Genomic DNA, 23218 nt, shown 5'->3' with positions numbered 1-23218 from the left:
GGCTCGATGACGGCCCGACCTGCCGCGGAGCGAGTCGATCTCCGGTCCCGGACGGCGACCACCGCCCTCCCGGCAGGGCCGGAGCAGGGCGGCGGTCGGCGTCGGGCTCGCTCGTCGGGTCAGGCGCGCTCGGAGATGGCCTCGATGAGATCGCCCACCGGGCGTTCCGGCAGGGACCGGGCCACGTCGGCGACGGCCACGATGCCGACGAGGTCGTGCCCGTCGATCACCGGCAGCCGACGTACCTTGTGCTCGCCCATGGTCCGCAGGATCTCGGCCGCGTCGTCGTCCGCGCCGATGGTCACCGCCTCGCCCTGGGCCAGCTCACCCGCGGTCACGCTGCCCGGGTCGCGACCCTGGGCGAGCACCTTCACCACGATGTCCCGGTCGGTCAGCATGCCCCGGAGGCGGTTGTCGTCGCCGCAGATCGGCAGCGAGCCCACCCCGAGCTCCGCCATCCGCCGGGCGGCGGTACGCAGGTCGTCCTGTTCGCGGACGCAGCTCACATTGCTGGTCATGATGTCGCGTGCGGTCGGCATTGGGTGACACCTCACTTTCGGGGGGTTGTTACCCGTACCTCCTACCCGCGTCCCGGGCCGCCAATCCGGCACATGGCCACCGGCCTGGCGGGAACACCGTCCGTGGAGGTGATCGAAATGCCCTTCATCCAGACCGTCGAGTACCAGACCGACCGCCCCGACGAGGTGCGCCAGCTCATGGAGGAGTGGGGTCGCCAGCACCCGGCCCCAGGACCGGCCCGGCTCACCCTCGCCGAGGACCGGGACCAGCCCGGCCACATGATGGTGGTCGCCGAGTTCGACAGCTACGAGCAGGCCATGGAGCACAGCGCCCAACCCGAGACCGGCGCGTACGCCGAGCGGATGCGGCACCTGGCCAAGGGGGAGCCCCGCTACATCAACCTGGAGGTCGCCCACCAGGAGACCTGATGGGCGGAACGGTGCCGGTGGGCCGGGATGCGGCATCCCCCGGCCTGCCGCCGCGCCCAGGTGAACCGGATCCCCGCCGGGGCGCGAGGTCGATCAGTGCCAGGTGGCCGCGGCCCGCCGCAACCGGTCGTTGATCGCCCGGCCCACCCCGACCTCGGGGACCGGCTCCGCGACGATCTCGGTCACCGCGGCCGCGTCCAGCCGGTGCAGCGCGTCGAAGAGCCGCGCCGCGGCCAGGGTCAGGTCGCCGTCCGGCGACAGCACCTCGACCGCCGCCCACCCGCCGTCCGCCGGCCGCTCGCGGAAGGCCAGGAACCCGCGCCGGCCGTCGCCGGGCGCCGGCTCCGCCGTCGCCAACCGCAGCGGGGTACGCGGGGCGTAGTGCGCGGCCAGCGTCCCGGGGGCCACCGGCTGGCCCGAGCTGCCCGGCCGTACCTCGACCGGCCCGACCGCCTCGACCAACGCCTCCACCGGAAGCGCGCCCAGCCGGAGCACCACCGGGCGCTCGCCCCGAGCGTCCACGATGGTCGACTCGATGCCGCACCGGGTGGGTCCGCCGTCGAGCACCACGTCCACCGCGTCGCCCAGCCCGGCCACGACGTGCTCGGCCCGGGTCGGGCTGAGCTGCCCGAACCGGTTGGCGCTGGGCGCGGCGACGGGCACCCCGGCGGCGGCGATCAGGGCCCGGGCGGACGGCTCGTCGGGGACCCGGACCGCCATGGTGTCCAGCCCCGAGGTGACGATCGGCGGGATCGCCGCCGGCCGGTCCACGATCAGGGTGAGCGGGCCGGGCCAGAAGCGCTCCACCAGCGCGGCGACCGCCGGCGGCACCTCGCCGACCAGCCCGGGCAGGTCGGCGGCGTCGGCCAGGTGGCTGATCAGCGGGTCGAAACTGGGTCGGGCCTTGGCCGCGAAGATCCGGGCCGCCGCCTCCGCGTCGAGCGCGTTCGCGCCCAGCCCGTAGACCGTCTCGGTGGGAAAGGCGACCAGCCCGCCGGCACGCAGGACGGAGGCGGCCTCGGCGATGCCGCTGTCGGCCGGCAGGACGCGCGGGGATCCGGTGCTCACGCCCCGACGCTAGCCTGCCGCCCGGCACCCGGTACGGCCGGCCGCCGGTAACCGGTTTGCTGACCGGAGTCGCCGGGGCACAGGATGGCCGGCATGGCCCGGAAGAGGATGCACACCGACGAGGTACATACCGACGAGGAACTGGTCCGGCGACTGCTCGCCGGGCAGTTCCCGCACTGGGCCGAGCTGCCGCTGCGGCTGGTCCCCTCGTACGGCACCGACCACGACGTCTACCGGCTCGGCCCGGACCTGGCGGTGCGGCTGCCCCGGATCGGCTGGGCCACGAAGCAGGCGGCCCGGGAGGCCGAGTGGCTGCCCCGGCTCGCCCCGCACCTGCCGCTCGCCCTGCCCGTCCCCCTCGCGATCGGCCACCCCGCCGAGGACTACCCCTTCGACTGGTCGGTCTACGAGTGGCTGCCGGGGGAGAACGCCGACGGCACCCTGGCCGACCTGGACCGGGCGGCCGTCGACCTCGCCGCGTTCGTCGCCGCGCTGCGCCGGGTCGACACCGCCGGGGCGTACCCCCGTCCGGGCCGCGCCCGGGGCGGCGACCTGGCCGAGTTCGACGACGGGGTACGCGCGGCCGTCCGGGAGCTCGGCGACCGGATCGACGGCGCCGCGGCGCTGCGCGCCTGGCAGGAGTCGCTGGACGCCCCGGCGTGGGACGGCCCGGGCGTGTGGGTGCACGGCGACCTGCTGCCGGGCAACCTGCTGGTGGTCGACGGTCGACTCTCCGCCGTCATCGACTTCGGCGGCCTCAACGTCGGCGACCCGGCGTGCGACCTGCAACCGGCCTGGAACATCTTCGCCGGCCGCAGCCGTGACCGGTTCCGTGCCGAACTGGCCGTGGACGACGCCTCCTGGCTGCGGGGACGAGGGTGGTCGCTGCTCCAGGCGGTGATCGCCCTGCCGTACTACTGGGACACCAATCCCGGCATGGTCCGCCAGACCTCGCACGCGCTGGCCCAGGTCCTCGCCGACGCGTCCCGCTGACCCCTGCCCGACGGGGTAGACACGGCTTGTGTCCGCCGACCGGCGCGGACGCCGGAGGGAGGGATGATGACCGAGGACCGCCCGCGCAAGCGCGTCGACAACGTCGACGACCTGGTCACCTGGCTGCAGTGGCTCGCCGACGACGTGGCCCGTGCGCCCGACGCGGTGGTGAACCTGGAACTCGACCAGTTCCTGGCCGCCTGCGCCACCCAGCTACGCGACCGAACGCGGATGGAGCGCCGGGCCGGCCGGCCCGGTCCCGCGCAGCCGTCCTGGCAGCTCGTGGCCGACGTGCTGTACGACGCCGCCCACCACTACTGAGTTTCTTCTTGTTGACCATGTCGTGCTGGATAACGTAAGCGCCGTGGCTACGGACGAGCCGGCCCCAGCGGCGTGGGAGGCGGGATATGCCGCCGCCCTGGACACCGCGGAACGCCTGTTGGGCTTCCGCCTGGAACGCTTCCTCGGCACGACGCCCGACGAGCCGGCGAACGGCGCCGACTTCAAAAGGATCGCGACGGTGCACGCCTTCGGTGACGTCTGGCCGCGCACCGAGCATCTGGAGACGCCGACCCGAGCATTGACGTCCGTCGCCATCGCGGCGGCTCTGGGCGTCGGGGAGCCGCTTCGCGGCCAGCTCCGCATCGCGCTCAACGTCGGCGCAACCAAGGAAGCCATCGCCGAGGTCTTCCTTCAGGTCGCGGTCTACGCGGGCGTGGCCCGCGCGTTCGAGGGCTACCAGATCGCGACCGAAGTCTTCGCGGAGCGCACGGAAAGCTGACCCGCGGTGCCCTCACCCTGCCGGGGCGCCTTGCCTCGGATCTTCCACTTTCCTGAGGGCTTGGTAGCGTCTCGTCGCTCGGACCTGCCAACGGGCGTGGCACCCATTCTGTCGCCGACGTCTCTCGATTGATCAATCAAGCTCATCGGAGGTGCCGTGGACTCCTGGGCCACGAGTAGATGCCCGGAACACAGAGCTTCGGTTTGGAGGCGCATGCTCGGCCGGTCGTGGTGCCCGAAACGCCTGCGGCCAGCAGCCGATTCGGTTACGTCTCGTACCCGCTCGTGACCGCTGCGCGCAACGTGCTTCTACCGAAGCCGTCGCACCTCGTCAGGAGGGGCGTCCGGGAAGCGAGGTACGGCTTCGGCGATTTCCTCCACCCTCTTCTCACCGATCACCTGGCTGACGGCATCCCACAGGACTGTCCGCGCCCGAGAAACCTGAGGGCCGATCAGCCACTCGGTGATGAAGCGGTCGAGGGTGTCGGCGTCTGCGTCCCCGCCCGCCATCCGTGAACCGATCCGATCAAGCGAGACGGTGAGGCACTCAAGCAAGCGAGCTACCTCGATCGCCTGAGCGAGTGGGACCATCACCGTTGGTTCGCCGCTGTCCGCCTTCAAGCCTGCCCCTTCTGATCGACATGACCCGTCCAGCAGTCTGCCCCCATCCTCTCGGACAGGTGCCAAGGACTGCGGCGCGCCCGGTCGAGGTCAAGGGCGTCGCCGTAGTCCGTCGGCGCGCCGACGCGCAGCGCCCTTGACGCCGGCCCGGGGGCGTAAAGGATGGGCACCCAGGGATGGGTCACGCCCTGATCCTCGTCGCCTCGGACCGCGGGCAGTTCCCAGGAAAGCCCGGGGCAAGCAGCTCTGCTGCGCTGAAGCCGATCGCCTTAGCCCCTATGCCCCTTGGTTCCTACGCCAGCAGGCCGAGGCCGGCCGGACCTGGTCGCGAGAGTGGGCGGACTGGCGGGATGCGGCCGGCGCGCTCGCCACAAGATCACGTCTGATCTGTATTGACGTCGTACCAGTCGATCAAGCGGAACGATAAACCGCAGGTGAGAAGTGGAGATGGTGGAGCCCAGGGGACTTGAACCCCTAACCCCTGCCTTGCAAAGGCAGTGCTCTGCCAGTTGAGCTAGGGCCCCGAGGCGGGCGGAGCCGCCCGGTGCTGGCAGTCGGAGGGACGGTCAGCGAAGGTCGGGAGCGGTGGTCGCCTCGTGCCAGAGGGCGCGCTCGTCGTTCGAGGCCTTCACCTTCTTGGCCACGAGCGCGGCCACGCCGACGACGCCGGCCAGGATCAGGAGCTTCTTGAACATGGGGCGACCCCTCGCGCTCGGCTACCGTCCGACGGTGTGCGGTGGGGCTAGCTGGAATCGAACCAGCGACCTCAGAGTTATCAGCTCTGCGCTCTAACCGACTGAGCTATAGCCCCGCGTAGCGACGAGCAAGGTTAACCCATTGCCGCCGCCGCGCCCAAATCGGGGGGTCCGTGGCGGCGCTCACCCGTGCTGTCTCGAACCTACCGGGATATGCGACGCCGGGGCGACCGCTTTACGCGGTGCCCCGGCGTCGTCGGTCGTTCAGTCCCGCTCGGCGAGCGTCAGCTCGATCCCGCCGACCAGGTCGGCGCAGACGTTGTAGACGAAGGCGCCGAGCGTGGCGAGGGCGGTGAAGAGCACGACGTTGACCAGGCCGATCAGCGCGGAGCTCAGGATGACGCCCTTGGCGGTGATCCGGAAGCCGCCGCCGCCCTGGCCGCCGCCGGCGTTCACCAGGTCGGTCAGGCTGTCGTTGACGCTCTTGAACACGCCCATGGCGTCCAGGGCCAGGTAGAGCACCGAGGTCGCGACGACCACCACGATGAAGAGCACCACCGACACGGCGAACGCGAACTTCATCACGGACCACGGGTCGATCCGCTTCAGGTTCAGCCGGGCCCGGCGCGGCCCGCGGGACGCGGCGGAGGTCACCGAGGTACGCGCGGCGCGTACCGCCTCACCGACGCGCGCGGCCCCGACGGCGGCCGCGCCACTGATGCCCGGGGGCAGGCCCCCGCCGTTGGCGGGACGGCCCGTCGTGCCGGGACGGGCGCCGTCCGGCGAGGGCTTCGGCGCGGTGCCCACGCCCAGTCCCCCACGCGGCGGGGTGCCGGTGGCGCCGGGCGCCGTACCCGTCTTGATCGGCTGTGTCGTCGTGGCGGCGGGCTTGGCGGCGGCCGTGCCCCCGACGGAGGTCGGGACGTCGGCCTTGGCCTGCTCGGTCTTCTCGCTCGTCCCCGAGTCCTCCGCCGGCTTGTCCGGCGGAGGGGCCATGCCGGGGGCCCGGGTGAACTTCGGGGCAGGCGCGTCGGCGGGGACGGTGGCCCGGCCCACGGCCGCGCGGCCGGTCGCTGGTGTACCGCTCTTCGCGGCCTCCTCGTCGACCGGGTTGGCCGAGGTCCCCGTGTTCCCCGACTTCGCCTGTGTCTCCGTCATCAACTAGTCCTGTTCGTCAGGCTCGTCGGCATTGCGAGCAATCGCCACGATAGTCACGCCGTCCGGGAGGTCCATCAGCTTAACCCCCATTGTGTTCCGGTCCCGCGTACGGCGTACAGGCTTCACCGGAGTCCGGATGACGCCGCCGTTGCTGGTGATGGCGAACAGTTCGTCGTCCGGGCTGATCACCACCGCACCGACCAGACCACCGCGTCGCTCGGTGATCTTCGCAGTCAGCACGCCCTTACCTCCCCGGCCCTGGACCGGGTATTCCTCGATCGGCGTACGTTTCGCGTACCCGCCGTTCGTTGCGACCAGCACATCCATGTCCATGCCCTCGCGGACAACCTCCATGGCAAGGAGAACATCGTCCTCGCTGAAGCGCATGCCGATGACACCGGAGGTGGCCCGGCCCATCGGGCGCAGCGCCTCGTCGGTGGCGTTGAAGCGGATCGCCTGGGCGTTCTTGGACACCAGCAGCAGGTCGTCCTCCGGGCCCACCAGGGCAGCGCCGACCAGCTCGTCCTCATCGCGCAGGTTGATCGCGATGATGCCGCCGGAACGGTTGGAGTCGAACTCCTCGAGCCGCGTCTTCTTCACCAGGCCGTTCTTCGTGGCCAGTACCAGGTAGGGGGCCACCTGGTAGTTCGGGATTTCGATGATCTGCGCGATCTGCTCGTCCGCTTGGAAGGCGAGCAGATTGGCCACGTGCTGGCCCTTGGCCACCCTACTGGCTTCCGGAAGCTCGTAGGCCTTGGCCCGGTATACCCGTCCCTTGTTCGTGAAGAACAGGATCCAGTCGTGCGTCGAGCAGACGAAGAAGTGGCTGACGATGTCGTCCTGCCGCAGGGTGGCGCCGCTGACGCCCTTGCCGCCCCGCCGCTGCGAGCGGTAGAGGTCGACCTTGGTGCGCTTGGCGTAGCCGGTGCGGGTGATGGTGACGACGACATCCTCGCGGGCGATGAGGTCCTCCATGGAGACCTCGCCGTCGAACGGGATGATCTTGGTGCGCCGGTCGTCGCCCCACTTCGCGACGATCTCGCCCAGCTCCTCGGAGACGATCTTCCGCTGCCGCTCCGGCTTGGCGAGGATGTCCTTGAGGTCGGCGATCTCCAGCTCGAGCTTGGCCAGGTCGTCGAGGATCCGCTGGCGCTCCAGGGCGGCCAGGCGGCGCAGCTGCATGTCCAGGATCGCGGTCGCCTGGACCTCGTCGATCTCCAGCAGCTGGATCAGGCCCTGGCGGGCGTCCTCGACCGTGGGCGAGCGCCGGATCAGGGCGATCACCTCGTCGAGCGCGTCGAGCGCCTTGGCCAGACCGCGCAGGATGTGCGCCCGCTCCTCGGCCTTGCGCAGCCGGAACGCGGTCCGCCGGCGGATGACCTCGATCTGGTGCTCGACGTAGTAGCGGATGAACTGGGCCAGGTTGAGCGTGCGCGGGACGCCGTCGACGAGCGCCAGCATGTTGGCGCCGAAGGTCTCCTGGAGCTGGGTGTGCTTGTAGAGGTTGTTCAGCACCACCTTGGCGACCGCGTCGCGCTTGAGCACGAGCACGATGCGCATACCCGTACGCCCGGAGGACTCGTCGCGGATGTCGGCGATGCCGGCGAGCTTGCCCTCCTTGATCAGCTCGGCGATCCGCTCGGCGAGGTTGTCCGGGTTGACCTGGTACGGCAGCTCGCTGACCACCAGCGCCGGGCGGCCCCGCTTGTCCTCCTCGACCTCGACCACCGCGCGCATCCGGATCGAGCCGCGCCCGGTCCGGTACGCGTCCTGGATGCCGGCCTGGCCGACGATCAGGCCGTGGGTCGGGAAGTCGGGGCCCTTGACGATCTCCAGCAGCGCCTCGAGGGTGGTGGCCTCGTCGGCGTCCGGATTCTCCAGGCACCACTGCACGGCCGCGCCGATCTCGCGCAGGTTGTGCGGCGGGATCTTGGTGGCCATGCCGACCGCGATGCCCTCGGAACCGTTGATCAGCAGGTTGGGGATCCGGGACGGCAGGATGGTGGGCTCCTTGGCCCGGCCGTCGTAGTTGTCCTGCAGGTCGACGGTGTCCTCGTCGATGTCCCGCAGCATCTCCATGGCCAGCGGGTCGAGCTTGCACTCGGTGTACCGCATGGCCGCGGCCGGGTCGTTGCCCGGGGAGCCGAAGTTGCCGTTGCCGTCGACCAGCGGGTAGCGCAGCGACCAGGGCTGCGCCATCCGGACCAGCGCGTCGTAGATGGCCGAGTCGCCGTGCGGGTGGAACTGACCCATCACGTCACCGACGACGCGGGAGCACTTCACGTAGCCGCGGTCCGGCCGGTAGCCGGAATCGAACATGGCGTAGAGAATCTTGCGGTGAACCGGCTTGAGCCCGTCCCGGACGTCCGGCAGGGCCCGCCCGACGATGACGCTCATCGCGTAGTCGAGGTACGAGCGCTGCATCTCGACCTCGAGGCCCACCGGTTCGATGCGGTCGTGCGCCACGACCGCGGCCAGTGTCTCCGGGGTCTCCGGCTCGTTCGGGGTGGACTCGGGAGTATCGGTCACTGTTAACCCTTATCAGACTCAGAGTCGTGTTCGTGCTGTGGATAACGGCTGTGGAAACCGGCCGGACTGTGGATAACCCTGTGGAGAGCCGGGCCGCCCGGTGGATCTCCGGCCGGCCCGGCGTCCGTCAGATGTCGAGGAACCGCACGTCCTTGGCGTTGCGCTGGATGAACGACCGGCGGGCCTCGACGTCCTCACCCATCAACACGCTGAACAGCTCGTCGGCGGTTGCGGCGTCGTCGAGCGTCACCTGGCGGAGCGTACGGGTGGCCGGGTTCATCGTGGTCTCCCACAGCTCGGGGTAGTTCATCTCACCGAGACCCTTGAACCGCTGGATGTCGTCCGGCCTGGCGTTGGGCTTCTTCTGCTGGCGCAGGGCGATCAGCCCGTCCCGCTCCCGGTCCGAGTACGCGTACTGGGCGTCGTCGCCCTTCTTGTTCCACTTGATCTTGTAGAGCGGCGGCGCGGCCAGGTAGACGTGCCCCAGCTCGACCAGCGGCCGCATGAAGCGGAACAGCAGGGTGAGCAGGAGCGTCTGGATGTGCTGGCCGTCGACGTCGGCGTCGGCCATCAGCACGATCTTGTGGTAGCGCAGCTTCTCGATGTCGAAGTCGTCGTGGATGCCGGTGCCCAGCGCCGTGATCAGCGCCTGGACCTCGTTGTTCTTGAGCACCCGGTCGATCCGGGCCTTCTCCACGTTGAGGATCTTGCCGCGAATCGGCAGGATCGCCTGGGTACGCGGGTCGCGGCCCTGCTTGGCCGAGCCGCCCGCCGAGTCACCCTCGACGATGAAGACCTCGGACTCGCGCGGGTCGGTGGACTGGCAGTCGGCCAGCTTGCCGGGCATCGACCCGGACTCCAGCAGTGACTTGCGCCGGGCCAGCTTCCGCGCCTGCTGGGCGGCGATCCGGGCCCGGGCGGCCTGGGAGGCCTTCTGGATGATGATCTTCGCTTCGGCCGGGTTCCGGTCGAACCAGTCGACCAGCCACTCGTTGCAGACCCGCTGCACGAAGCTCTTCACCGGGGTGTTGCCGAGCTTGGTCTTGGTCTGGCCCTCGAACTGCGGGTTGGCCAGCTTGACCGAGATGATCGCGGCCAGGCCCTCGCGGATGTCCTCGCCGGAGAGCTTCTCGTCGCCCTTGAGCAGCTTCTTGTCCGCGCCGTACCGGTTGACGACGCTGGTCAGCGCGGCCCGGAAGCCCTCCTCATGGGTGCCGCCCTCGTGGGTGTTGATCGTGTTGGCGAAGGTGTAGACCGACTCGCCGTACGACTCGTTCCACTGCATGGCGATCTCGACCGACATGCCCTCCTCCTCGGCGCCGAACTCGACCACCGTCTTGTGGATCGGGTTCTTCGAGGCGTTGAGGTGCCGGACAAAGTCGGCGATACCGCCCTTGTAGAGGAAGGTCACCTCGCGCGGCTTGCCGTCCTCGCCCTCCGCGCGCTCGTCGAGCAGGTGGATCGTGAGGCCGCGGTTGAGGAAGGCCATCTCCTGCAGGCGCCGGTAGATGGTCTGGAAGTCGAGGTCGACGGTCTCGAAGACGTCCGGGTCGGGCCAGAAGGAGACCGCCGAACCGGTGCGGTTGGTCGGCTCGCCCTTCTCCAGCGGGCTCGGCTTGGAGTTGGTGTACTGCTGCCGCCAGACGAAGCCGTCCTTGTGGATCTCGACGGCCATCCGGGTGGAGAGGGCGTTCACCACGGAGACGCCGACGCCGTGCAGACCGCCGGAGACGGCGTACGCCTTGCCGTCGAACTTGCCGCCGGCGTGCAGCACGGTCAGCGCGACCTCGACACCGGGCTTCTTCAGCTTCGGGTGGAGGTCGACGGGGAAGCCACGCCCGTTGTCGGTGACCCGTACGCCGCCGTCGGCCAGCAGCACCACGTCGATGGTGTCGCAGTATCCGGCCAGCGCCTCGTCCACCGCGTTGTCGACGACCTCCCACACGAGGTGGTGCAGACCGCGTTCGCCGGTGGACCCGATGTACATACCGGGCCGCTTCCGGACCGCCTCCAACCCCTCGAGAACGGTGATCGACTCGGCGCCGTACTTCTTGTTGTCCTCCGCTGCCACCCTCGGCCACTTTCTCGCACCGGCCGCGCCAGGGCGCGGGGCGCGGGTTCGGCGGACAGGACGCGACGTCGGCGCGCACGGTCCGGTCCCCGGAGGTCCAGGTCACGGATCGCGTACGCCGGTCGCCGCGGTTGCCCGCGGATCGCGATCGGCTCAGACCCGATGCGGGACAATGATCAAGGGCCCTGGGGCCCTTGTCCGCCGCTCCGTGTCGGGTCTTTCGTCTTGCCGTCAATCTTACTCTGCGCAGCCGACCAAACCGCCACTCGGCACCCCTGCGCGGCGGCTGAGAACTCCGTAGCCGGCCGAACCCCGCTGTCCGCGACTCCCCCTACACGCGACCCGCGGCTTTTGGTCGCGGCGCGGCGTCAGACCGGCCTTCATCCGGTTCGGGGACGCCACCCGGCGGCGCGCCAACCGAAATTATCCCCGCCCGCCGAGCTGACGCCGTCGTAGCCCTGATCGGGGACGCTCCGGCTCGGCGGGTGCGACGCCACGCCGCGACCCGGAGCAGTCCCCGGCCACCGGATCGGTATCGGCACGTGTCCGACCGGGGGGTCGCGGCGGGATCCGCCGTGCCGTACCTTTGCGGCGCCGTCGCTGCGGTCTTGATCTTTCGCGGCCGGAACCGGGACGATCGACCCGATCGGTCCGACATCGCGCTTGGTGAGAGGTGACGCCAGATGGGGCTGGACAACGTCGCGGTGCACTGGCCGCGTACCGGCCGCTTCTACGATCCGGTCGCGCCGGCCGAGTTCGTCGACTTCGGCGAGATCGTGGACATGCCACGCATCTCCGCTCCGACGGCGGCGCTCGCCGAGTTGATCGCGAAGACCGGCACGGTGCGCGCGACCGCGTACACCGAACTGGTCGACCTGATCCTCGGGCTGGAAAATGTGCTCTACGCCACGGAGAACGCGGCCGAGGACGAGGATCCGGTGATCGACCCGGACGGCTGCTCGTGGATCGCCGACGGGGTGGAGAAGTTCGTGGCCCGGCACCGGCCGATCGGCGAGGCGGTGACCTTCGAGTCGGTCAGCGAGGTGCTGCGCTCCCTGCTGGGCGACGGCCGCCTGGCCGAGCAGCAGCTTCGCTGGCTGGACAGCCGGCTGGACAAGCTGCGCGACGAGAACGGCGATCCGCCGCAGTGGAACTTCACCTGCGCCGAGCTGAGCGTGCTCGCCGCCTTCTACCGGCGCTGCGCGGACCGCGGCTTCGCCGTCTACGCCGACGCCTGACCGGCGCCGGGGAGGCCGCGGAATGCGGCAACTCGCGGTGTCCGACGCGGGAGAGGCCGCGGATTGCCGCAGGCCGAGCCGGCCCGCGGAGGGTCAGCCGTAGGTGTCGCGCGGGCCGCGGCCGCGGACCCGGCGCGGGCCCCGCGACCAGGAGGGCGCGGCGGGGCCGTGGATGTGCAGCTTGCGCACCACGTTGTGGCCCACCTCGCGGGCGATCTGCTGGAGCAGTGAACCGGCGAGCAGCCGCAGTTGCGTGGCCCACGCCGTGGAGCGGGCCTCCACGGTCAGCTCGCCGTTCTCCAGCTTGACCGGGCGGCTGTGCTGCGCCACCTCCGGCCCGACCACCCGCTCCCAGGCGCCGAAGACCGTCGCCTCGGCCGCTGGCTGCTGCCAGCCGCGCGCCTTGACCAGCTTCTCCAGCACCGCGCCGAGCAACTGTGGATCACGCGGGTCCGGCCCGGGACCGGAGTAGCCGCGCAGCCGCCGCTCGCCGTCGCCCCGTACCGCGCTGCGCCGCCGGGCCGGGGGCGCCTGCCGGCGGGCCTTCGCCGCGTCCAGCACCGCCCGCGCCAGCTCCGGGCCGGACGCCCCGGCCGGCAGGTCACCCGCCTCGCTGCCCGCGTCCCCGCTCGCCGAGCCGCGGGCGGTGGACCGACCGCTCCCGCCGTCGGCCGGAGTGGTGCCCGATCCGCCGTCCGGGGTCGCGGCGGCGGCACCGTCCGGGGCCGGCCGGCGGCCACGACCGGCCGCAGCCGCGCCGTCGCCCCGAGCCCGGCCCGACGTGCCGGTTGAGCCGTCCGCGGCGTCCGACCCCCCAGGGGTACGGCCACCGCGTCCCGGCCCCAACCGGGCGGGCGGGAGCTGAACCTCGTCATCCGACACGGCGCACCGTCCCCTCGCCCACCTCGTACCGGGCACCGCGCAGGGCCGCCGGCACGTCGTCGTCGACCGCGCAGGTCACCAGGAGCTGGCTGGCCCCGCCGACCAACTCGGCCAGGCGCTCCCGGCGGCCGGCGTCCAGCTCGGCGAAGACGTCGTCGAGCACCAGCACCGGCTCGATGCCGTCGGCGCGCAGCAGGTCGTACCCGGCCAGCCGCAGCGCGAGCGCGAACGACCAGGACTCGCCGTGGCTGGCGTACCCCTTGGCGGGGAGCGGGCCGAGGGTGAGGGCGAGGTCGTCGCGGTGCGGGCCGACCAGGGTGGTGCCGCGTTCGATCTCCGCCGAACGCTGCTCGGCCAGCGCGGCGGCCAACGCCTCGGTGAGCACCGTGCGGTCGGTGGTCGGCTCGGGCAGCTCCACCGACGGCCGGTACGCGATCCCGGCCGCGCCCTTGCCCGCCGCCACCGCGTCGTACGCCTTGGCCACGTGCGGGGCGAGCGCGGCGACCAGCTCCAGCCGGCCGGCGAGCAGCTCCGCGCCGTGGTGCGCCAGGTGGGTGTCCCAGACGGCGAGCGTGGACAGGTCCCCGCCCCGCGAGCCACCCGTCTTGCGGGCCAGGTACGCCGTGCGCAGCAGGGCGTTGCGCTGCTTGACCACCCGCTCGTAGTCGGCGCGCACACCGGCGTACCGGGGCTGGCGGGTCACCAGCAGGTCGTCGAGGTAGCGGCGGCGCTCGGCCGGGTCCCCGCGGACCAGCTCCAGGTCCTCCGGGGCGAAGAGCACCAGCCGCAGCGCGCCCAGCACGTCCCGGGCGCGGCGGGCCGGTGAGCGGCCCAGCCGGGCCCGGTTGGCCTTGCCCGGCACGATCTCCAGCTCCACCAGGAGCTCCCGGCCCTCGTGCACCACCGCGCAACGGATCACCGCCGAGGAGGCGCCCATCCGGACCAGGGGGGCGTCCGTGGCGACCCGGTGCGAGTCCAGGGTCGCCACGTAGCCCAACGCCTCGACGAGGTTGGTCTTGCCGACGCCGTTGGCGCCGATCAGCACGTTCGGGCCGGGCTCCAGGTCGACGCCGACCCGCTCGTACGAGCGGAAGTCGACCAGTTCGAGCCGGCGGACGTACACAGGCTGTGGATACCGGTCAGCTCGTACGCTTGACGACGGCGTGCCCGCCGAACTGCTGGCGCAGCGCGGCGACGGCCTTCATCGCCGGCGAGTCGTCCTGGCGGGACGCGAACCGGGCGAACAGGGAGGCGGTGATGACGTTCAGCGGCACGGCTAGCCGGACCGCCTCGTCAACGGTCCACCGGCCCTCGCCGGTGTCCTCGGTGTAGCCGCTCAGCTCGGCCAGCTCCGGGTCCTCGTCCAGCGCGCGGTCGAGCAGGTCGAGCAGCCAGGACCGGACCACGGTGCCCTCGCGCCAGGACTTGAAGACCCCCGGCACGTTGGTCACCAGCTCGGACTTGGCCAGCAGCTCGTAGCCCTCGGCGTAGGCGTGCATCAGGCCGTACTCGATGCCGTTGTGCACCATCTTGGCGTAGTGGCCGGCGCCGACCGGGCCGGCGTGCACGAAGCCGAACTCGCCGGCCGGCTTGAGTGACTCGAAGATCGGCATCAGGCGCTCGACGTGCTCCTGGGCGCCGCCGACCATCAGGGCGTACCCGTTCTGCTTGCCCCAGACACCGCCGGAGACGCCGACGTCGATGTAGCCGATGCCCTGCTCGTTCAGGCGCTCGGCGCGCGGGGCGTCGTCGCTGAACCGGGAGTTGCCGCCGTCGATGATGATGTCGCCCTCGCCGAGGACACCGGCCAGCTCGTCGATCGTGGCGTCGGTGACCCCGGCCGGGACCATCACCCAGACCGCGCGGGGCGACTCGAGCTTCTCGGCCAGCTCCGCGAGGCTCGCGACGTCGCTCAGCTCCGCGTTGCGGTCGTAGCCGACCACCTCGTGCCCGGCGGCGCGCAACCGCTCGCGCATGTTGCCGCCCATCCGGCCGAGTCCTACCAGGCCGAGCTGCATCTGCTCCTACCTCCGTACGTCTGGGTCTTGCTGGTCGCGATCAGCGGGACACGCGGATCGGCATGATGAGGTACCGGTACCCCGGGATGACCTCGCCATCCTCGCCGGCGGGGGAAATCACCGCGGGCTTGAAGGCGTCGACGAACGAGAGCAGGGCGTACTGGGCGCCCAGGTTGGCCAGGCCGTCGATCAGGTACTGCGGGTTGAAGCCGATGGTCAGCGGCTCGCCGGTGAAGGTGGCCTCCATGGCCTCGCTGGCCCGGGCCTCCTCGGTGCCGCCGGCCTCGACGACCAGCCCGTCCGCGCTGAAGCTGAGCAGGACCGGGGTGGTCCGCTCGGCGACCAGGGCGACCCGCTTGACCACCTCGATCAGGGTGCTGACCGGGACCCGCGCCTCGGCGTTGTGGGTGGCCGGGAAGAGCGAGCGGACCGGCGGGTAGTTCGCCCCGTCCAGCAGCCGGCTGGTGGTCCGCCGGGTGCCGCCGGAGAAGCCGATCATGCCCTCGCCGGCGCCGCCCGCGGAGAGCGCCATGGTCACCTGGCCGCCGAGCGGGCCGAGGGCCTTGGCGGTGTCGTGCAGGGTCCGGGCGGGCACCAGCGCGTTGAGGCTGATCTCCGGGTCGTCCGGGTTCCACTCCATCTCGCGCAGGGCGAGGCGGTATCGGTCGGTGGCGAGCATCGCCAGGGTGCTGCCGGAGAGCTCGATGCGTACGCCGGTCATCATCGGCAGCGTCTCGTCCCGGCCGGCGGCGACGGCCACCTGGGCCACCGCGGCGGCGAAGGCCGCGGCGTCGATGGTGCCGGCGCTCTCCGGCATCTCGGGCAGCGCCGGGTAGTCCTCGACCGGCATGGTCGGCAGGGTGAAGCGGGCGCTGCCACAGACCAGCTCGAGGTGGGCGCCGACCGCGGCGATGTCCACCGGCTTGGCCGGGAGCGCCTTGGTGATCTCGGCCAGTAGGCGGCCGGAGACCAGGGCGGCGCCGTCCGCGTCACCCTGCACCTCGACGGTGACCTGGCTGGAGACCTCGTAGTCGAAGCCGGAAACCTGCAGGTTGCCGTCGGTGACCCGGAGCATCACTCCGGCCAGCACCGGTACGGAGGGTCGGTTGGGCAGGCTCTTGGCGGTCCACGCGACCGCCTCGGCGAGCGCGTCGCGCTCCACTCGGAACTTCATCAATGCCTCCGCGTCGACGTCAGCGACAACTCTCTCATGCCGACCGCTGCCACCCGTCCCGCCCGACCGTGCGGGTACCCATCGCACCTTAGGGCGCGCGGGCATCGGCTGTGCGCCCGACCCCGTGGATCCAGGCGCCGGGCGGACCGCCGACGGCGGCGCTCCGGCCCGATCCACAGGAAGTCCAACGGTGATGATTGGTTTTTGTTGTTTAGAAGAGATAACTCATCGTCTTCATCGCACCTGTGCAAACTGTGGAGAACCGACGTCCGCGCAGGTCAGACAGGTTATCCACCGGTGGTTTGACTGTGGAGAACCAGGGGTACAACCCGTGTCCCGGTCCACAGCCACCGGCTGCCCCCAGGTTGTCCACGGTTGTCCACCGGTTGTCCACCGCTAATCCACCGGGTTTCTCCCCAGCGCTGTGGACGGGCCGCGCGACGTCGATCGACGTCATCCCCAGAACCTTCAACAGGCAACCCACAGGTCGACCGTCGTCGGTGGACAACGCGCCCGTCGTCCCCAGGCGTCCACAGCACTGTCCCCAGGAGTTGTCCACAGTCTGTGGGTAACCGGCTCCGAACGGAGCGTGGTTTTCCACCGGCTGTGGAACAGGGGGTGTGGACAACGGGGTCGAGTTGTGGACGAACACGACGCCGATCGTGGGCCCTCCACCGGGTCGAGGGTCAAGCTCCGGCGGTCCGCCGGCACGAAAAAGCCCGGCCGGTGGATCCGGCCGGGCACCGCGTCAACGGGTACGAGTTACGTGGTCTGCTTGATCCGGTTGGTCAGCTCGGCGATCTGGTTGTAGAGCGAGCGCCGCTCCGCCATCTGCTGGCGGATCTTCCGGTCGGCGTGCATGACCGTGGTGTGGTCCCGGCCGCCGAACGCCTGGCCGATCCGGGGCAGCGACAGGTCGGTCAGCTCCCGGCACAGGTACATGGCGACCTGGCGGGCGTTGACCAGCACCCGGGACCGGGAGTGACCGCGCAGGTCCTCCAGGCTCACCCCGAAGTAGTCGGCGGTGGAGACCATGATCTGGTCGGCGGTGATCTCCGGGCCGGCGCCGTCGGGGATGAAGTCGCGCAGCACCTCCTCGGCGAGCGACAGCTCCACCGACGAGCGGGTCAGGCTGGCGAACGCGGTGACCCGGATCAGCGCGCCCTCCAGCTCCCGGATCGAGTTCGACACCCGCGAGGCGATGAACTCCAGCACGTCCGGCGGGGCGAACAGCCGCTCCTGCGCCGCCTTCTTCTGCAGGATCGCGATCCGGGTCTCCAGGTCCGGCGGCTGGATGTCGGCCAGCAGGCCCCACTCGAACCGGGTACGCAGCCGGTCCTCCAGCGTCGCCAGCTGCTTCGGCGAGCGGTCGGAGGTGATCACGATCTGCTTGTTGGCGTTGTGGAGGGTGTTGAAGGTGTGGAAGAACTCCTCCTGGGTCCGCTCCCGGTTCTCCAGGAACTGGATGTCGTCGATCAGGAGGATGTCGACGTCCCGGTAGCGGCGCTGGAACGCGCTGGTCTTGTCGTCCCGCAGCGAGTTGATGAAGTCGTTGGTGAACTCCTCGGTCGAGACGTACCGGACCGAGCGGGCGTTGCCCAACGTGGTGGCGTAGTGCCCGATGGCGTGCAGCAGGTGGGTCTTGCCCAGTCCGGAGCTGCCGTAGATGAAGAGCGGGTTGTACGCCTTCGCGGGCGACTCGGCCACCGCGACGCTCGCCGCGTGCGCGAAGCGGTTCGAGGAGCCGATGACGAACGTCTCGAACATGTACTTCGGGTTGAGCCGGTTGCCGCCGGTCTCCGCCCCGCCGGGCAGCCGGCGGTCGGGCGACGTGCCGGGACGGAGATCCGGGCCGCCGCGCCCGGGGCCCGAGTCGGTGCCGCCGTCCCGGGGCAGGCCGCGCAGGGGCGCGTCCGCCGGGCGGGCGGTCTCGCGGTAGCGGGGCGGCTCGTAGCCGCGGCCGTCGGGGCTCGGCGCGTCGGCCGGCTCGTCGAAGACCCGGCGCTCGGGGGCGGCCCGCAGCGGCTCGGCGAAGGCGGCGCTGAACAGGTCGTCCTGACCGTCCCGGCTGGCCGGGATGAGCTGCGGCCGGCCGCCGTCGGGCGTCCGCTGCCGGGGGGCCGGTTCCTCGGCCGGCGGCTCCGGCAGCGGCTCGGCGTACGCGGGGGTGTCCGGGCGCGCCGGGAAGCCCAGATCGGGGAAGCCGGGGGCGTCAACCGACGGGCCGGGCTGGTCGAAGCCGGTCAGCAGGTCCCGGGGGCCGTCGGGCTCGACGGGCGGCTCGGGGGTGCTCCGGTAGACGGTGCCGGCGGGGCGACCCGCGGGGTCCTCGGCGACCCGTACGGTCACGGCCACCTGGATCGGCCGGCCGAGCCGCCGGCTCAGCGCCTCGGTGATGGCCGGGCGGAGGCGGGACTCGATCACGTCCCGGGTGAAGGCGTCCGGTACGGAGAGCAGGGCGGTGTCCTCGACGATCGCCCGCAACCGGGTGAGCCGGAGGTACGCGCGCTGCTGCGCGGAGATGATCTCGTCGGCGAGTTCCTCGGTCGTCGCCGTCCACACCGCGGCAAGGTCGGTCGCTCCGGTCACCGTCGTGCCACCCCCTCGCCTACTCACGCCCGCCCGGACGGCTGACCGGTCGTCATCCACAAGTTATCCACAGCCTGTGTGTACCGACCGATTGTGGCCGCCCACCGGACGCGGGTCGGACCTGCCCCCCTGATTCCAGAGGCGTTGAAGCGGGTTCACCGTGCCGAACGATTCACTACCTTGTCCGGTCTTGCCTGTCAGCGACAACCGACACTCCAGCTCGGCGCGTCTGACGCCGCGCTGCGACCTGGAGCCGTCGTCCCGGACCCCCGACGCTGACCGCAATCGGGCACGCTAACAGCGCGGACCCCGCGCCATCAACCGTCGACACCGGGGCAGCCTTGTCAACATCAGTGAAAAGCGCCCCTTCGGTCGTGCTTCGGGCGGGATCATGGCCCGGGGTGTGATGTTTGACGGTCATTGCCCCCCTGCGTAGGCTGGAGCGGCTGCTCTCTCGCCCTCTGCTAGGGTGATGGGTGCTTGCTGTCCGCGGTCGCTTCCCCGCATCGCCGAGGACCCGCGTCGTCGGGCAGCACCGATCGGAGGCCACCGCCGAGGTGGCCTGGACCACCACACCCCGGGCGATCCGCCGCGCGGGGCGTACGACAACGGAGAGCCTGACGTGAGCAAGCGCACCTACCAGCCGAACAACCGCCGGCGCGCGAAGACCCACGGCTTCCGGCTGCGCATGCGCACCCGTGCCGGCCGCGCCATCATCTCGACCCGTCGCGCCAAGGGCCGCGCCCGCCTGTCGGCCTGAGGCCGACCGGTCCGGTCCGGGGACGTGGGCAGTCGTGCTGGCCGCCGCACAGCGACTGCGGCGCAGTAGTGACTTCGCCGCGGCGGTCCGGGGTGGCCGACGCGTCGGACGTGGTGCCGTCGTGGTCCACCTGACCATCCCCGAGCAGACCGGACACCCCGCGACAACCTCGCCGGAGCCGGCGCGGAAAAGCGGTGCGGAGACCTCCGTGCCGAGCCGCGCCGGCTTCGTCGTGTCCAAGGCCGTCGGCAACGCCGTGGTCCGCAACAAGGTCCGGCGCCGCCTCCGCCACCTGGTCCGCGAGCGCCTGGCCGACCTGCCCGCCGGGAGCACCCTGGTGGTCCGGGCCCTGCCGCAGGCCGCCGAGGCGTCGTACGCCCGACTCGGGGCCGACCTGGACGCGGCCGTCGCCGCCGCGCGGGCCCCTCGGGGTCGGCGGTCCCGGTGAACGGTGGGACCGCGCCGCGGCCGACAACCGGTGCCCGCATGCTGCTGGTGGCCATCAACGGGTACCGTCGGTGGATAAGTCCGGCACTGCCGGCCCGCTGCCGGTTCTACCCGTCGTGCAGTGCCTACGCCGTCGAGGCGGTGTCCCGGCACGGTGCGCTCCGGGGGGCCTGGCTGACGGTCCGGCGGCTGTCGCGCTGCCACCCCTTCCACCCAGGTGGACACGACCCGGTGCCGGAGCCGGGCGACCGCCGCCGTGCCGACGTGACTGGAGCCTGAGTGTTTAGTCTCGACTGGATCTACTACGCGATCTCGTGGATCCTGCTGACCTGGCACTCGGCCTGGGACGCCATCGGAGTTCCGGTCGAGGCCGTGATCGGTACGAACTGGTCCTGGATCCTCGCCATTATCTTCCTGGTGGTCACGGTCCGGGTGATCCTCTTCCCGGTCTTCGTCAAGCAGATCAAGTCCCAGCGGGCCATGCAGGCGCTCCAGCCCAAGGTCAAGGAGCTCCAGGAGAAGCACAAGGGCGACCGGGAGACGCTCCAGAAGGAGATGATGGAGCTCTACCGGAAGGAAAAGGCCAACCCGCTGATGGGCTGCCTTCCGATGTTCCTCCAGATCCCGGTCTTCCTCGGTCTGTTCCACACGCTGCGGCGGCTCGACCCCGGCAAGACCCAGAAGACCCTCTACGGCTGGACCGTGGAGCAGTTCGACAGCGCCGCACACGCCAAGCTCTTCAGCGCCCCGATCGCCGGCAAGTTCGGTTCCACCGCGGACGAACTGGCCCGGCTGGGCGCCAACGGGCACACCGTCAAGATCGTCGCCGGTGTCCTGGTGCTCATCATGATCGCCACCACCTACCTGACCAGCCGCCAGATGATCCTGAAGACCGGCTGGGCGGAGGACCCGCAGCAGCGCATGGTCCAGCGGCTGATGCTCTACGGCATCCCGGTCTCGCTGCTGGTCTCCGGCTCGATCTTCCCGATCGGTGTGATCATCTACTGGGTCACCAACAACCTCTTCACCCTCGGCCAGCAGCAGTGGGTGCTGCGCAAGTTCCCGCCGCTGGTGCCCCAGAAGACCGGCACCGCGGCCAAGAACGGCCAGCCGGTCGCCAAGAGCGGCGGCCTGCTCGGCCGCAAGACGACCCAGCCGGCGGCGAAGGCCCCGGCGACCGCCCCGAAGGTTGCCGCCCCGAAGCCCGGCGCCAAGCCGGTCAACCCGAAGAAGGGCCGCCCCGCCAAGCGGCAGGGCTGAGCCTCCGGGCCGCCGCCGGACTCCCGGTGGCGGCCCGTTCCGGCCCCCGAGCTGCCGCCGTACGGTCGGCGCCGGGCCGGAACCGCCGCGCGGAGCGCGGTCACGGGCGAAACTGGCCCGTACAGACGTGCCCGAGGGCACCGGCGAAACCTCCCGCCGGCCCCCGGGAGACCAGCGGACCCGACGGTCCGGCCGAGCGAGTACGGAGATGACACCGTGACCGACACCAGCATCCCCAGCGCCGATCCGTCCGTGGACGAGGAGAGCGCGCCGGCCGCCACGGACGAGGCCGAGGAGACCGAGGCCGAGTCGGGGGCCCGGGAGAAGAAGGCCCCGGCGGACAGCGACCTGTTCCGGCAGAGCGAGATCGCGGCCGACTACGTCGAGGGCCTGCTCGACATCCTCGACTACGACGGCGACATCGACGAGTTGGTCTCCGGCGGCCGCCCGGTCGTCGAGGTGGTCGGCGGTCGCCTGCAGAACCTGGTCGGCCAGCGCGGCGCCACCCTGGAGGCGCTCCAGGAGCTGGCCCGGCTGGCGGTCTTCCGGCAGACCGGTTCGCCGAGCCGCCTGTTGCTCGACGTCGGCGGCTACCGGGCCGCCCGGCGCAAGGAGCTCGCGGCCGTCGCCCGCAACGCGGTGGAGAAGGTCAAGGAGTACGGCGAGCCGGTGCGCCTGGAGCCGATGTCCGCGTTCGAGCGCAAGTGCGTGCACGACGTGGTGAACGCGATGAGCGGTGTGGAGAGCGAGTCGGAGGGCGTCGAACCGAACCGCCGTATCGTCGTCCGGCCGGTGGCGGACTGACTTAGGTGGCCTCCGACGAGACGACGGCGGGTGCCGGCTCCGGCCCGGGCGGTACGCCGCCCGGGCCGTCGCCTGTGCAGCCGGATCCCGCCGTCGACCCGGTCTTCTCCGACGTCGACCCGGCCCCGCCGGCGGACCCGTCCTTCGCCGGCACCCCGTCGACGTCGGTCGACCCTGCCTTCTCCGCCGAGCCGGCGGCCGTGACCCCGGTCGCCCCGGTGGGCTCTGTGGATCCGGTGTTCGCCGAGCCGGACCCGGCCGCCGCCGTGGCGGCTCCGTCCTTCGTGGACGGTGCCGACCGGCCCGCCGGCCCGGAGCCGGGCGACCGCCCCGCTCCGGCCGATGTGACCTTGCCGCCGGAGTTGGCGGGCGCCGCCCGTACTCTCTTCGGCGACCGGCTCGACGTGGCCGCCGCGTACGCCGAACTGCTGGCGACGGAGGGCGTGGTACGCGGCCTGATCGGCCCCCGTGAGACGCCGCGGATCTGGGAGCGGCACCTGCTCAACTGCGCGGCGATGGCCGAGCGGGTCCCGGAGGGCGCGAGCGTCATCGACGTCGGCTCCGGCGCCGGGCTGCCCGGCCTGGTGCTGGCGATCGCCCGGCCCGACCTCACCGTCACGCTTGTCGAGCCGCTCGCCCGGCGGACCGCGTTCCTCGTCGAAACGGTGGAGCAGCTCGGGCTGACCAGGTCGGTCCGGGTGTTCCGGGGGCGGGCCGAGGAGGCCGCCGCCGGTACGCCCGACACGGAACCGCTCAGCGCCGACATCGTGACCGCCCGCGCGGTGGCCGCGCTGGACCGGCTCGCCGCCTGGTGCCTGCCGCTGGCGGTGCCGGGCGGGAGACTGGTGGCGCTCAAGGGCGCCTCGGCGGCCGAGGAGATCGCGGAGCACGGCGCGGCCGTGGCCCGGCTCGGTGGCGGTGAGCCGGAAGTCCACCGGTGCGGGGTGGGCGTGATCGACCCGCCGGCGACGGTGGTCGAGGTGGTCCGGGAGCGGGTGGTCGGGCCGGTACGGAAGAAGGGCTCGAAGAAGCGCTCGCGAGGCGGTCGCCGCCGGGGCGGCCGCGACCGGGATCGCTGATCCCGTAACGGCTTCCACGCGCCGGCTCGGCCGTGGAACCGGGTGCGAAAACGCGGACCGATGAGAACCCGACGTGGACCGGCTGCGCCCGTCCGCCGTAGGCTG

General features: G+C 71.5%; 23 protein-coding genes and 2 tRNA genes. 11 read left to right on the top strand and 14 right to left on the bottom strand.

From position 1 onward, the window contains the following. Window positions 1-119: 119 nt before the first annotated feature. Window positions 120-539, bottom strand: a complete 420-nt coding sequence (locus ACGFI9_RS20240; protein ID WP_393179778.1) for a CBS domain-containing protein — start codon at window positions 537-539, stop codon at window positions 120-122. Window positions 540-656: 117 nt separating this feature from the next. On the opposite strand from ACGFI9_RS20240, the gene ACGFI9_RS20235 reads away from it, so the two are divergent. Beyond that, window positions 657-947, top strand: a complete 291-nt coding sequence (locus ACGFI9_RS20235) for a hypothetical protein (RefSeq protein WP_393179776.1) — start codon at window positions 657-659, stop codon at window positions 945-947. A gap of 93 nt (window positions 948-1040) precedes the next feature. Here the strand turns inward: ACGFI9_RS20235 and ACGFI9_RS20230 are convergent, their stop codons facing one another. Then, entirely contained in the window at window positions 1041-1991 is a 951-nt protein-coding gene (locus ACGFI9_RS20230) for an L-threonylcarbamoyladenylate synthase (RefSeq protein ID WP_393180150.1), read from the bottom strand. Between the two features lie 117 nt (window positions 1992-2108). On the opposite strand from ACGFI9_RS20230, the gene ACGFI9_RS20225 reads away from it, so the two are divergent. The 3 genes from ACGFI9_RS20225 to ACGFI9_RS20215 all read left to right on the top strand — a co-directional run bounded on the left by ACGFI9_RS20225 (window position 2109) and on the right by ACGFI9_RS20215 (window position 3789). Then, complete coding sequence (locus ACGFI9_RS20225) at window positions 2109-3008, top strand: aminoglycoside phosphotransferase family protein (protein WP_393179774.1); 900 nt, start codon at window positions 2109-2111, stop codon at window positions 3006-3008. Window positions 3009-3074: 66 nt separating this feature from the next. Then, a complete protein-coding gene (locus ACGFI9_RS20220; RefSeq protein WP_393179772.1) occupies window positions 3075-3329 on the top strand; it encodes a hypothetical protein in 255 nt (84 codons plus the stop codon). 43 nt (window positions 3330-3372) lie between these two features. Then, entirely contained in the window at window positions 3373-3789 is a 417-nt protein-coding gene (locus ACGFI9_RS20215; RefSeq protein ID WP_393179770.1) for a carboxymuconolactone decarboxylase family protein, read from the top strand. A 308-nt stretch (window positions 3790-4097) separates the two neighbouring features. Here ACGFI9_RS20215 and ACGFI9_RS20210 read toward each other — a convergent pair whose 3' ends face one another. The 7 genes from ACGFI9_RS20210 to gyrB form a co-directional block, all read right to left on the bottom strand. Next, window positions 4098-4409 carry a hypothetical protein gene (locus ACGFI9_RS20210; protein WP_393179768.1) on the bottom strand — a complete coding sequence of 104 codons (312 nt, stop codon included), beginning with the start codon at window positions 4407-4409 and terminating at the stop codon, window positions 4098-4100. A 448-nt stretch (window positions 4410-4857) separates the two neighbouring features. Next, window positions 4858-4933 (bottom strand) — tRNA-Ala (locus ACGFI9_RS20205). A 42-nt stretch (window positions 4934-4975) separates the two neighbouring features. After that, window positions 4976-5104 (bottom strand): DLW-39 family protein, encoded by a 129-nt coding sequence (locus ACGFI9_RS20200; protein ID WP_265009727.1) that lies wholly within the window; start codon window positions 5102-5104, stop codon window positions 4976-4978. A gap of 42 nt (window positions 5105-5146) precedes the next feature. After that, window positions 5147-5220 (bottom strand) — tRNA-Ile (locus ACGFI9_RS20195). 148 nt (window positions 5221-5368) lie between these two features. Next, complete coding sequence (locus tag ACGFI9_RS20190; protein WP_393179766.1) at window positions 5369-6262, bottom strand: DUF3566 domain-containing protein; 894 nt, start codon at window positions 6260-6262, stop codon at window positions 5369-5371. A 3-nt stretch (window positions 6263-6265) separates the two neighbouring features. Next, on the bottom strand, window positions 6266-8791 hold the full coding sequence (gene gyrA, locus ACGFI9_RS20185) for a DNA gyrase subunit A (protein WP_393179764.1): 2526 nt from the start codon (window positions 8789-8791) through the stop codon (window positions 6266-6268). 127 nt (window positions 8792-8918) lie between these two features. Beyond that, window positions 8919-10862, bottom strand: a complete 1944-nt coding sequence (gyrB, locus tag ACGFI9_RS20180) for a DNA topoisomerase (ATP-hydrolyzing) subunit B (protein WP_393179762.1) — start codon at window positions 10860-10862, stop codon at window positions 8919-8921. 683 nt (window positions 10863-11545) lie between these two features. Between gyrB and ACGFI9_RS20175 the strand changes: the two genes are divergently transcribed. Continuing rightward, the gene (locus ACGFI9_RS20175) at window positions 11546-12100 is read left to right on the top strand and encodes a hypothetical protein (protein ID WP_393179760.1); all 555 of its coding nucleotides are present in this window, start codon (window positions 11546-11548) and stop codon (window positions 12098-12100) included. Window positions 12101-12193: 93 nt separating this feature from the next. On the opposite strand, the gene ACGFI9_RS20170 is transcribed toward ACGFI9_RS20175, so the two are convergent. The 5 genes from ACGFI9_RS20170 to dnaA all read right to left on the bottom strand — a co-directional run bounded on the left by ACGFI9_RS20170 (window position 12194) and on the right by dnaA (window position 18763). Further along, entirely contained in the window at window positions 12194-12700 is a 507-nt protein-coding gene (locus tag ACGFI9_RS20170; protein WP_393180148.1) for a DUF721 domain-containing protein, read from the bottom strand. Between the two features lie 271 nt (window positions 12701-12971). After that, window positions 12972-14105 carry a DNA replication/repair protein RecF gene (recF, locus tag ACGFI9_RS20165; RefSeq protein ID WP_393179758.1) on the bottom strand — a complete coding sequence of 378 codons (1134 nt, stop codon included), beginning with the start codon at window positions 14103-14105 and terminating at the stop codon, window positions 12972-12974. Window positions 14106-14121: 16 nt separating this feature from the next. Then, a complete protein-coding gene (gene gnd, locus ACGFI9_RS20160; protein WP_393179756.1) occupies window positions 14122-15000 on the bottom strand; it encodes a phosphogluconate dehydrogenase (NAD(+)-dependent, decarboxylating) in 879 nt (292 codons plus the stop codon). A 40-nt stretch (window positions 15001-15040) separates the two neighbouring features. Next, on the bottom strand, window positions 15041-16174 hold the full coding sequence (gene dnaN / locus ACGFI9_RS20155; RefSeq protein ID WP_393179754.1) for a DNA polymerase III subunit beta: 1134 nt from the start codon (window positions 16172-16174) through the stop codon (window positions 15041-15043). A gap of 762 nt (window positions 16175-16936) precedes the next feature. Continuing rightward, on the bottom strand, window positions 16937-18763 hold the full coding sequence (gene dnaA, locus ACGFI9_RS20150) for a chromosomal replication initiator protein DnaA (protein ID WP_393179752.1): 1827 nt from the start codon (window positions 18761-18763) through the stop codon (window positions 16937-16939). 622 nt (window positions 18764-19385) lie between these two features. On the opposite strand from dnaA, the gene rpmH reads away from it, so the two are divergent. The 6 genes from rpmH to rsmG all read left to right on the top strand — a co-directional run bounded on the left by rpmH (window position 19386) and on the right by rsmG (window position 23113). Continuing rightward, window positions 19386-19523 (top strand): 50S ribosomal protein L34, encoded by a 138-nt coding sequence (gene rpmH, locus ACGFI9_RS20145; protein WP_013736606.1) that lies wholly within the window; start codon window positions 19386-19388, stop codon window positions 19521-19523. A 34-nt stretch (window positions 19524-19557) separates the two neighbouring features. Beyond that, window positions 19558-19971, top strand: a complete 414-nt coding sequence (rnpA, locus tag ACGFI9_RS20140) for a ribonuclease P protein component (protein WP_393179750.1) — start codon at window positions 19558-19560, stop codon at window positions 19969-19971. Between the two features lie 38 nt (window positions 19972-20009). Then, on the top strand, window positions 20010-20249 hold the full coding sequence (gene yidD, locus ACGFI9_RS20135) for a membrane protein insertion efficiency factor YidD (protein WP_393179748.1): 240 nt from the start codon (window positions 20010-20012) through the stop codon (window positions 20247-20249). Further along, a complete protein-coding gene (yidC, locus tag ACGFI9_RS20130; protein WP_393179746.1) occupies window positions 20250-21230 on the top strand; it encodes a membrane protein insertase YidC in 981 nt (326 codons plus the stop codon). A 216-nt stretch (window positions 21231-21446) separates the two neighbouring features. Further along, window positions 21447-22034, top strand: a complete 588-nt coding sequence (locus tag ACGFI9_RS20125; protein WP_393179744.1) for a protein jag — start codon at window positions 21447-21449, stop codon at window positions 22032-22034. Between the two features lie 344 nt (window positions 22035-22378). Further along, window positions 22379-23113, top strand: a complete 735-nt coding sequence (gene rsmG, locus ACGFI9_RS20120) for a 16S rRNA (guanine(527)-N(7))-methyltransferase RsmG (protein ID WP_393180146.1) — start codon at window positions 22379-22381, stop codon at window positions 23111-23113. Window positions 23114-23218 lie beyond the last annotated feature (105 nt).

This window comes from Micromonospora sp. NPDC048930, assembly GCF_043197935.1.
Classification (GTDB): domain Bacteria; phylum Actinomycetota; class Actinomycetes; order Mycobacteriales; family Micromonosporaceae; genus Micromonospora.
Note: the sequence above shows the minus strand (reverse complement) of the source record. Positions and strands in the feature narration are given on the sequence as shown.

Coding starts and splice junctions, on each gene's coding strand:
- ACGFI9_RS20240 (WP_393179778.1), bottom strand. CDS start 539: ATGCCGACCGCACGCGACATCATGACCAGCAATGTGAGCTGCGTCCGC.
- ACGFI9_RS20190 (WP_393179766.1), bottom strand. CDS start 6,262: ATGACGGAGACACAGGCGAAGTCGGGGAACACGGGGACCTCGGCCAAC.
- ACGFI9_RS20220 (WP_393179772.1), top strand. CDS start 3,075: ATGACCGAGGACCGCCCGCGCAAGCGCGTCGACAACGTCGACGACCTG.
- ACGFI9_RS20225 (WP_393179774.1), top strand. CDS start 2,109: ATGGCCCGGAAGAGGATGCACACCGACGAGGTACATACCGACGAGGAA.
- ACGFI9_RS20235 (WP_393179776.1), top strand. CDS start 657: ATGCCCTTCATCCAGACCGTCGAGTACCAGACCGACCGCCCCGACGAG.
- gnd (WP_393179756.1), bottom strand. CDS start 15,000: ATGCAGCTCGGCCTGGTAGGACTCGGCCGGATGGGCGGCAACATGCGC.
- ACGFI9_RS20200 (WP_265009727.1), bottom strand. CDS start 5,104: ATGTTCAAGAAGCTCCTGATCCTGGCCGGCGTCGTCGGCGTGGCCGCG.
- dnaN (WP_393179754.1), bottom strand. CDS start 16,174: ATGAAGTTCCGAGTGGAGCGCGACGCGCTCGCCGAGGCGGTCGCGTGG.
- yidD (WP_393179748.1), top strand. CDS start 20,010: ATGCTGCTGGTGGCCATCAACGGGTACCGTCGGTGGATAAGTCCGGCA.
- ACGFI9_RS20175 (WP_393179760.1), top strand. CDS start 11,546: ATGGGGCTGGACAACGTCGCGGTGCACTGGCCGCGTACCGGCCGCTTC.